The sequence below is a fragment of the Pseudomonas emilianonis genome (genome assembly GCF_023072625.1).
Classification (GTDB): Bacteria; Pseudomonadota; Gammaproteobacteria; order Pseudomonadales; family Pseudomonadaceae; genus Aquipseudomonas; species Aquipseudomonas paraveronii.
This window is the reverse complement of sequence record NZ_JAKNRV010000197.1, coordinates 1-9,502: the sequence shown is the minus strand read 5'-3', so window position 1 is coordinate 9,502 and position 9,502 is coordinate 1. Positions and strand designations below refer to the sequence as shown.

At 60.1% G+C, this 9,502-nt stretch carries 8 protein-coding genes and 1 pseudogene; all 9 read right to left on the bottom strand.

Annotation, left to right across the window (positions count from 1 at the left end):
• On the bottom strand, window positions 1-391 hold a 391-nt coding region (locus L9Z73_RS18750; RefSeq protein ID WP_282598678.1), incomplete at its 3' end, for an ATP-binding protein.
• A 161-nt stretch (window positions 392-552) separates the two neighbouring features.
• A complete protein-coding gene (locus L9Z73_RS18745; protein ID WP_247403892.1) occupies window positions 553-1,500 on the bottom strand; it encodes an acetyl-CoA carboxylase carboxyltransferase subunit alpha in 948 nt (315 codons plus the stop codon).
• A gap of 138 nt (window positions 1,501-1,638) precedes the next feature.
• Entirely contained in the window at window positions 1,639-5,160 is a 3,522-nt protein-coding gene (dnaE, locus tag L9Z73_RS18740; protein ID WP_247403889.1) for a DNA polymerase III subunit alpha, read from the bottom strand.
• 76 nt (window positions 5,161-5,236) lie between these two features.
• A complete protein-coding gene (gene rnhB, locus L9Z73_RS18735; protein ID WP_017844751.1) occupies window positions 5,237-5,869 on the bottom strand; it encodes a ribonuclease HII in 633 nt (210 codons plus the stop codon).
• A complete protein-coding gene (gene lpxB, locus L9Z73_RS18730; RefSeq protein WP_247403886.1) occupies window positions 5,866-7,005 on the bottom strand; it encodes a lipid-A-disaccharide synthase in 1,140 nt (379 codons plus the stop codon). Before lpxB ends, rnhB begins: the two co-directional genes overlap by 4 nt.
• A gap of 2 nt (window positions 7,006-7,007) precedes the next feature.
• Window positions 7,008-7,784, bottom strand: a complete 777-nt coding sequence (lpxA, locus tag L9Z73_RS18725) for an acyl-ACP--UDP-N-acetylglucosamine O-acyltransferase (RefSeq protein ID WP_247403883.1) — start codon at window positions 7,782-7,784, stop codon at window positions 7,008-7,010.
• On the bottom strand, window positions 7,781-8,221 hold the full coding sequence (fabZ, locus tag L9Z73_RS18720) for a 3-hydroxyacyl-ACP dehydratase FabZ (protein WP_003172281.1): 441 nt from the start codon (window positions 8,219-8,221) through the stop codon (window positions 7,781-7,783). The genes lpxA and fabZ overlap by 4 nt, the downstream gene beginning before the upstream one ends.
• 110 nt (window positions 8,222-8,331) lie before the next feature.
• On the bottom strand, window positions 8,332-9,387 hold the full coding sequence (gene lpxD / locus L9Z73_RS18715) for a UDP-3-O-(3-hydroxymyristoyl)glucosamine N-acyltransferase (protein WP_247403880.1): 1,056 nt from the start codon (window positions 9,385-9,387) through the stop codon (window positions 8,332-8,334).
• A gap of 3 nt (window positions 9,388-9,390) precedes the next feature.
• Window positions 9,391-9,502: pseudogene (locus L9Z73_RS18710) on the bottom strand (OmpH family outer membrane protein); the annotation flags it as partial.

Below are 9,502 nucleotides of genomic sequence, written 5' to 3'. Positions count from 1 at the left end.
GCAGGGTTTCGGCCTGATCGTCGCGGTGCTGGCCGGTGAGCAACGCCGCCCCTGCCCCGACCACTTCACTGAACGCCTGATAGCGCGCGTCACGCGCCGCGCGCTCCAGGCTTGCACCGGCCAGCACCTGCACGCGCATGACTCGCAAGGGGACCCCAAGGGCGTCACAGACCGACTGGCAATGACCGGGCCAGGCATCGGCCGCGGCTTGCAAGCCATGGTGGACATGAACAGCGCCAAGCGTAGGAAGCTTCTCAGTTTTGGCGAGATTTGCCAGAAGGTGCAGCAGGACGGTGGAATCAAGCCCGCCGGAAAAAGCGATATGCCAGGCCGGGGCATTGCGCCAGGGGCCCAGGGTTTGCAGGAGTTTGGCGGAGAGTAATGGTTTCATCAGATGTTACCGCCGCAAACCTGAAATACGTTGGCCAAGCATACACAAAGCAAATGTGGGAGAGGACTTACTCCCGATAGCGGCGGGCCAGTCACCAGATGCATTGACTGACACTCAGCAATCGGGGGCAAGCCCCCTCCCACATTTTTTACTGCTGCGATTTAGAGACCGTAGCTCATCAGGCGCTCGTAACGACGGGCCAACAGCGCTTCGTTATCCAGCTTTTTGAGCATCGCCAGTTGCGAACCCAGTTCGGCACGGATACTCGCAGCAGCGGCTGCCGGGTCGCGGTGAGCGCCGCCCAATGGCTCGGCGATCACTTTATCAACGATACCCAGGCCCTTGAGGCGCTCGGCCGTGATACCCATCGCTTCGGCAGCGTCCGGCGCTTTCTCGGCGGTTTTCCACAGGATCGAGGCGCAACCTTCCGGCGAGATCACCGCATAGGTCGAATATTGCAGCATGTTCAGTTGGTCACAGACACCAATGGCCAACGCACCGCCGGAACCGCCCTCACCAATCACGGTGGCGATGATCGGGGTTTTCAGGCGGGACATGACGCGCAGGTTCCAGGCGATCGCTTCGCTCTGGTTACGCTCTTCGGCGTCGATACCTGGGTAGGCACCCGGGGTGTCGATGAACGTCAGGATCGGCATTTTGAAGCGCTCGGCCATTTCCATCAGGCGGCAGGCCTTGCGGTAGCCTTCCGGACGCGGCATGCCGAAGTTACGGCGAACTTTTTCGCGTACTTCACGGCCTTTCTGGTGACCGATCACCATCACCGGCTGGTCGTCCAGGCGAGCGATACCGCCCACGATGGCCGCGTCGTCGGAGAAGTGACGGTCGCCGTGCAGCTCGTCGAACTCGGTGAAGATGTGCTGAATGTAGTCCAGAGTGTACGGACGGCGCGGGTGGCGGGCCAGGCGCGCGATCTGCCAACTGGTCAGCTTGCCGAAGATGTCTTCGGTGAGCGTGCTGCTCTTGTCTTGCAGGCGAGCGATCTCATCGCCGATATTCAGCGAATTGTCATTGCCGACCAGGCGCAGTTCTTCGATCTTGGCTTGCAGGTCAGCGATCGGCTGTTCGAAATCAAGAAAATTCGGGTTCATAAGCGTCCGTCTTGGGTCGACGGCCAAGGGGTGCCTGGCCAGCCGGTTGTCTGTTCGCGCCCTACCTTAAGGGAGAGGCGCGTCTAGGTCGAGATTAAATGTTTGGTCGAGATCAGGCGATTTGCCACCACCTGATCGTCAACGGTATTGGAGGAAGACGTTGTCACGACCGAACTGGTCACGCAATGCTTGAATCAAGCCATCAGCGGGATCAATTCGCCAGGTCTCACCGAACTGCAGCATGGCCTTGGCGTCGTTACCGGTGTATTCCATGGTCACCGGGCATGCGCCACGGTGGCGTTTGAGCAAGTCCCCCAACCAGCGCAGCTGATCGCCCTTGAGCGCCTCGGTCTTGACCTTCAAGCGCAGGCTTTCGGCCAGGTTGGTGCGCGCATCTTCCATGCTCATCACCCGCTTGATCCGCAGGCGCAGGCCACCGGAGAAGTCGTCGTTACTGACCTCGCCTTCCACCACGACCATGGCGTCGGTCTGCAACAGCGACTGGGCGGAATGGAAAGCGTCGGCAAACAGCGACGCCTCGATCCGGCCAGAGCGGTCATCAAGGGTGATAAAGCCCATTTTGTCGCCCTTCTTATTTTTCATCACCCGCAGGGCGATGATCATGCCGGCGACGGTCTGGGTGTCGCGTGCCGGTTTCAGGTCGATGATGCGCTGACGGGCGAAACGACGGATTTCGCCTTCGTATTCGTCAATCGGGTGACCGGTCAGGTACAGGCCCAGGGTGTCTTTTTCACCTTTGAGGCGTTCCTTGAGGGTCAGCTCCTTGGCCTTGCGATGGTTGGCGTACACATCCGCGTCTTCCTCGACGAACAACCCGCCAAACAGGTCGGCGTGGCCGCTGTCGTGGGTGCGGGCGGTCTGTTCAGCGGCCTTGATCGCTTCTTCCATGGCGCTCAGCAGCACCGCCCGATTGCGGTCGATATTCGCCTGATAGGCCTTCGGCTCATCATGGAAATACGGGCCGAGACGGTCCAGGGCACCGCTGCGGATCAGGCCATCGAGGGTACGTTTGTTGATGCGTTTGAGGTCGACCCGTGCACAGAAGTCGAACAGGTCCTTGAACGGGCCGTTTTGGCGCGCTTCGGTGATTGCTTCCACCGGCCCCTCGCCCACGCCCTTGATCGCGCCCAGGCCATAAATGATGCGGCCTTCGTCGTTCACGGTGAACTTGAACTCCGAGGCGTTCACGTCCGGCGCGTCGAGGCGCAGCTTCATGGTGCGCACTTCCTCGATCAAGGTCACGACCTTGTCGGTGTTGTGCATATCCGCCGAGAGTACCGCAGCCATGAACGGCGCCGGGTAGTGGGCCTTCAGCCAGGCGGTCTGGTACGACACCAGGCCGTAGGCGGCGGAGTGGGATTTGTTGAAGCCATAACCGGCGAATTTTTCCACCAGGTCGAAAATGTTACCGGCGAGGTCGGCGTCGATATTGTTGGTGGCGCAACCCTCGATGAAACCGCCGCGCTGCTTGGCCATCTCCTCGGGCTTTTTCTTACCCATGGCGCGACGCAGCATGTCCGCACCACCGAGGGTGTATCCGGCCATGACCTGGGCAATCTGCATCACCTGTTCCTGATACAGGATGATGCCGTAAGTCGGCGCCAGTACCGGTTTGAGGCCTTCGTACTGGTAGTCCGAGTGCGGGTAGGCCAGTTCGGCGCGACCGTGCTTACGGTTGATAAAGTCATCCACCATGCCCGATTGCAACGGGCCCGGACGGAACAGGGCGACCAGTGCGATCAAGTCTTCCAGGCAGTCGGGCTTGAGCTTTTTGATCAGCTCTTTCATGCCGCGCGACTCAAGCTGGAACACGGCGGTGGTTTCGGCTTTTTGCAGCAGGCTGTAGGTCGGTTTGTCGTCCAGCGGGATAAACGCGATATCCAGCGGTTCTTCATTGACCTTGGCGCGTTCGCGGTTAATCGTCTTGAGCGCCCAGTCGATGATCGTCAGCGTCCGCAGGCCGAGGAAGTCGAACTTCACCAGGCCGGCCGCCTCAACGTCGTCCTTGTCGAACTGGGTCACCAGGCCGCCGCCTTCTTCGTCGCAATAGATCGGCGAGAAGTCGGTGAGCTTGGTCGGCGCGATCACCACGCCACCGGCGTGTTTACCGACGTTACGCACCACGCCTTCGAGCTTGCGCGCCATCTCCCAGATTTCAGCGGCTTCTTCATCGACCTTGATGAAGTCGCGCAGGATTTCTTCCTGCTCGTAGGCTTTTTCCAGGGTCATGCCGACTTCGAACGGGATCATCTTCGACAGGCGATCCGCCAGGCCATAGGACTTGCCCTGCACTCGGGCGACGTCGCGGATAACCGCCTTGGCCGCCATGGAGCCGAACGTGATGATCTGGCTCACGGCGTTGCGACCGTATTTATCGGCCACGTATTCGATCACGCGGTCGCGACCGTCCATGCAGAAGTCGACGTCGAAGTCGGGCATGGAAACCCGTTCCGGGTTAAGGAACCGTTCGAACAGCAGGTCATATTCCAACGGGTCGAGGTCGGTAATCTTCTGCACATAGGCGACCAACGAGCCGGCACCCGAGCCCCGGCCAGGACCGACCGGTACGCCGTTGCTCTTGGCCCACTGGATAAAGTCCATCACGATCAGGAAGTAACCGGGGAACCCCATCTGGATGATGATATCCAGCTCGAAATTCAGCCGGTCGATATAGACCTGGCGCTTGGCTTCGTAATCGTCGGTGGTGTCCTTGGGCAAAAGGACCGAGAGGCGCTCCTCCAGGCCATCGAACGACACCTTGCGGAAATACTCATCGATGGTCATGCCTTCGGGAATCGGGAAGTTGGGCAGGAAGTGCTTGCCCAGCTTCACTTCGATATTGCAGCGCTTGGCGATCTCGACGGAGTTTTCCAGTGCCTCGGGCAGGTCGCTGAACAGCTCGGCCATTTCCTCGGCGCTTTTGAGGTACTGCTCTTCACTGTAGTTTTTCGAGCGACGCGGGTCATCCAGGGCCCGGCCTTCACCGATGCACACGCGGGTTTCGTGGGCTTCGAAATCTTCCTTCTTGATAAAGCGCACATCGTTGGTCGCCACCAGCGGCGCGCCCAGCTTGTCGGCCAGGGCCACGGCGGCGTGCAGATGTTCTTCATCGTTGGGGCGGTTGGTGCGCTGGACTTCCAGGTAGAAGCGGTCGGGGAACACGGCCATCCACTCGCGGGCCAGCACTTCGGCTTCCTGGGGGTTGCCGCCCAGCAGCGCGATCCCGATCTCGCCCTCTTTGGCCGCAGAAAGCATGATCACGCCTTCGCTGGCCTCGGCCACCCACTCGCGCTCGATGATCACCGAACCGTTGCGCTGGCCGTCAATGAAGCCACGGGAAATCAGTTCGGTGAGGTTGCGATAACCGACGCCGTTCATCGCCAACAGGCTGATGCGGCTCAGGGGGTTATCCGGGTCTTTGTTCGACAGCCACAGGTCGGCGCCGCAGATCGGCTTGATGCCGGCGCCCATGGCGTTCTTGTAGAACTTGACCAGGGAACACATGTTGTTTTGATCGGTGACCGCCACCGCAGGCATGCTCATGCCCACCAGGGTTTTGACCAGCGGTTTGATCCGTACCAGGCCGTCGACCAGGGAGTACTCAGTGTGCAGGCGTAGATGAACGAATGAAGCCGGCATAGTGATCCTGTCTTAAACGTAGAAACAACAAGGCCCGGGATTGTACCGGGCCTGGGCAAAAACATCAGCCTCGCGACTAAACCTCGCTGAGGCTCTCGCGCTGTTCGTAAGCCAGGCGCACCGGGGCGAACGAGCGACGGTGGATTGGCGTCGGGCCAAGACGGGCCAGCGCTTCCAGATGAACGGGCGTCGGGTAGCCTTTATGGCCGGCGATGCCGTAGCCCGGATAGATCAATTCGAACGCGGCCATTTCACGGTCACGGCTGACCTTGGCCAGAATCGAGGCTGCCGCGATGGCAGGCACCTTGCTATCGCCCTTGACGACCGCTTCAGCCGGCATCGCCAGTTTCGGGCAGCGGTTGCCGTCGATCATCGCAAGTTTGGGCGTGATATGCAGGCCCTCGACGGCGCGCTGCATGGCGAGCATGGTGGCGTGGAGGATATTCAGTTCGTCGATCTCTTCGACTTCGGCCCGGGCGATATGCCAGCTCAGGGCTTTTTCACAGATCTCGTCGAAGAGTTTTTCCCGACGCGCTTCGGTGAGTTTTTTCGAGTCGTTGAGACCGAGGATCGGACGGTTCGGGTCAAGAATCACCGCCGCCGTAACCACCGCGCCACAAAGCGGGCCGCGCCCGACTTCATCCACGCCGGCCACCAGTTCATGGGCTTGCGCGACCAGGCTGAAATCCAGCCCCATTTGCGTCGTCATAGGGCTTCCTGTTTGTGGCCGATCAACGTCAGCACGGCATCGGCGGCCTGGTTTGACGCATCACGGCGCAAGGTGCGGTGGATGGCGTCAAAACCGCGAGTCTGCTCTTCGCCACCGTCGATCAAGGGGAGTAGCGTCTGCGCCAGGGCTTCGGGCGTTGCATCGTCCTGCAACAATTCTGGCACCAACAGGCGCTGGGCCAGCAGGTTGGGCAAGGAGATGTAGGGGCTTTTAACCATGCGTTTGAGAATCCAGAAGGTCAGCGGCGCCAGGCGGTAAGCCACGACCATCGGACGCTTGTACAGCAACGCCTCCAGGGTCGCGGTGCCCGAGGCGATCAGCACCGCATCGCAAGCCGCCAGGGCCAGGTGCGACTGACCATCGAGCAGGGTCAACGGCAGGTTGCGCCCTTGCAGCAATGTTTCGATTTGTGCGCGACGTTGCGGGCTGGCACACGGCAGTACGAAGCGCACGCCAGGCTTCAAGGCCTGCAGGCGTTCGGCGGCGTCAAAAAACAATGTGCCCAGGCGACCCACTTCGCCACCGCGACTGCCTGGCATCAGCGCGACAAGCGGGCCGTCGGACAAGCCCAGTTCGGCACGCGCTGCAGCGCGGTCAGCGTGCAGCGGGATAGTGTCGGCCAGCGTGTGCCCGACAAACCGCACCGGTACGCCCTTCTCTTCGTAGAAACGGGCTTCGAACGGCAGCAAGGTCAGCATCAGGTCGCAACCTTCGCGGATCTTCAGCACGCGCTTCTGCCGCCACGCCCAGACGGACGGGCTGACGTAATGCACGGTCTTGATCCCAGCCTGACGCAACCTGAGTTCGATATTGAGGGTGAAATCCGGCGCGTCGATGCCGATAAAAACGTCGGGCTTTTCTTCGATCAGGGTCTGAATCAGCAACTTGCGCCGCACCAGCAGTTCACGCAGACGACCCAACACCTCCACCAACCCCATGACCGACAAGCGCTCCATGGGGAAGTAAGACGTGAGGCCTTCAGCCTGCATCAACGGGCCACCCACACCGATAAACTCGACCGCCGAATGCTGGGCCTTAAGCGCCCGCATCAGGCCCGCGCCCAGGATATCGCCGGAAGCTTCCCCGGCGACCAATGCGATACGCAGATTGGCCATGATCAGCGAGTGATGCCGCGAGTCGACGCCTGAACCGAGTCACGGAACACCGCGACTTCCGGGAACAATGCTGCAGGCTCGGTCAGTTCAGTCAACGCTTGCTCAACCGTCAGGCCCTGGCGGTAAACCACCTTGTAGGCGCGGCGCAGAGCGTGGATCGCGTCTTCGCTGAAACCACGACGGCGCATGCCTTCGAAGTTCATGCTGCGGGCTTCGGCAGGGTTACCGAAGACCGTGACGAACGCCGGGACATCCTTGCCGATGGCAGTGCCCATGCCGGAAAAACTATGGGCGCCGATGTGGCAGTACTGATGCACCAGGGTGAAACCGGACAGGATCGCCCAATCGTCAACGTGTACATGGCCTGCCAACGCGGTGTTGTTGACCAGGATACAGTGGTTGCCGATCACGCTGTCATGGCCGATATGCGCGTAGGCCATGACCAGGTTGTGATCACCCAGCGTGGTCTCGGCACGGTCCTGCACGGTACCACGGTGAATGGTCACGCCTTCACGAATGATGTTGTGATCACCGATTACCAAGCGTGTTTCTTCACCCTTGTACTTCATGTCGGGGGTGTCTTCGCCTACCGAGGAAAACTGGTAGATGCGATTGTGTTTGCCAATGCGGGTCGGTCCCTTGAGGATCACGTGCGGCCCGATGACAGTCCCCTCGCCGATTTCCACACCTGCGCCGACGATCGACCAAGGGCCGACCTCAACGTCGGCGGCCAGTACGGCCGACGGATCGATGATTGCGCGAGGGTCAATCAAACTCATAGTTTGCGTTCCGCGCAGATGATTTCGGCGGAGCACACTGGCTTGCCATCCACCGAAGCCTGGCATTCGAACTTCCAGATCTGGCGCTTACAACTGATGAACTTGGCTTCCAGGATCAACTGGTCACCCGGGGTGACCGGGTTGCGGAAACGCAACTTGTCGGAGCCCACGAAATAGTAAAGCGTGCCGTCGGCAGGCTTGAGGTCGAGCATTTTGAAACCAAGGATACCGGCAGCCTGGGCCATTGCTTCGATGATCAACACGCCCGGCATGATGGGATGCGCGGGAAAGTGGCCATTGAAGAACGGTTCGTTGATGCTGACATTCTTGTAGGCACGAATGCGCTTTTCCTCAACATTCAGGTCCACTACACGATCCACCAGCAGGAACGGGTAACGGTGAGGCAGGTATTCGCGAATCTCGTTGATGTCCATCATTTCGGGGGGAAGCCTGTAATAAAGATTGGGGGCGGGCGACTAAACGCACGCCCCGCTAGCAAATCAAGGAGGCAGTCTAGCGGCTGTTCACACTTGATATGGAAATGGTATCAGCCTTCTGATGAAGCATTACCGCCAGGGGTCACGTCCCCAACACGCTTTTCCAGCTGCTTGAGACGTCGAGCCATGTCGTCGATATGTCTCAAACGCGCCGCACTCTTGCGCCATTCAGCCGCAGGCTGCATGGCGGTACCGGAAGAATAGGCACCGGGCTCGGTAATCGAGTGGGTGACCATGGTCATGCCGGTGATGAAGACGTTGTCGCAAATATCGATATGGCCCACCAGCCCTACGCCACCGGCGAGCATGCAATGCTTGCCGATCTTGGTGCTGCCGGATATGCCTACGCAGGCCGCCATGGCGGTGTGATCGCCAATCTGTACGTTGTGGGCAATCTGGATCTGGTTATCGAGCTTCACGCCATTACCGATCACGGTATCGGCCAAAGCCCCGCGATCAACAGCAGTATTGACGCCGATTTCCACATCGTCGCCGATCAATACGCCGCCGACCTGGGCAATCTTGTGCCAGACACCTTTCGAATTGGCAAAGCCGAAGCCTTCACCACCAATCACCGCGCCCGACTGAATGACCACCCGCTGCCCGATACGCACGTCGTGGTACAGGGTCACGCGGGGCGCCAGCCAGCCATCGGCACCGATTTCACAGCGTGCACCGATAAAGCAGTGAGCGCCTACGGTGACGCCGGCGGCAATGCGCGCGCCACTTTCGATCACGGCAAAAGCGCCAATGCTCGCCGCAGGGTCAACCTGGGCATCATCGGCGATGACCGCCGACGGATGGATTCCTCCAGCCGCCTTGGGTTTCGGATCGAACAGGTGGGATACCCGCGCATAGGCCAGGTACGGATCAGCCACCACCAGCGCGTCCCCGGCGTAACCCTCGGCGTCAGCAGCCTTCAGCAGCAGGGCTGCGGCTTGGCTGTCGGCCAGGTATTTACGGTATTGGGGATTTGCGAGGAAGCTCAACTGAGATGGGCCAGCCTCCTGCAAGGTGGCTAGCCCAGTAATTTCTTTCTCCGGGGAACCACGCAAGGTGGCTCCCAGGAACTCGGCCAACTCGCCGAGCTTGATAATCGCGGTCATGGCTTACTTCAGCTGGTTCATGCGCTCGATCACCTGGCGGGTGATGTCGTATTGAGGCTTGACGTCAATCACGGCGCCGCGTTCGAACACCAGGTCAAAGGCACCTTTCTTGATG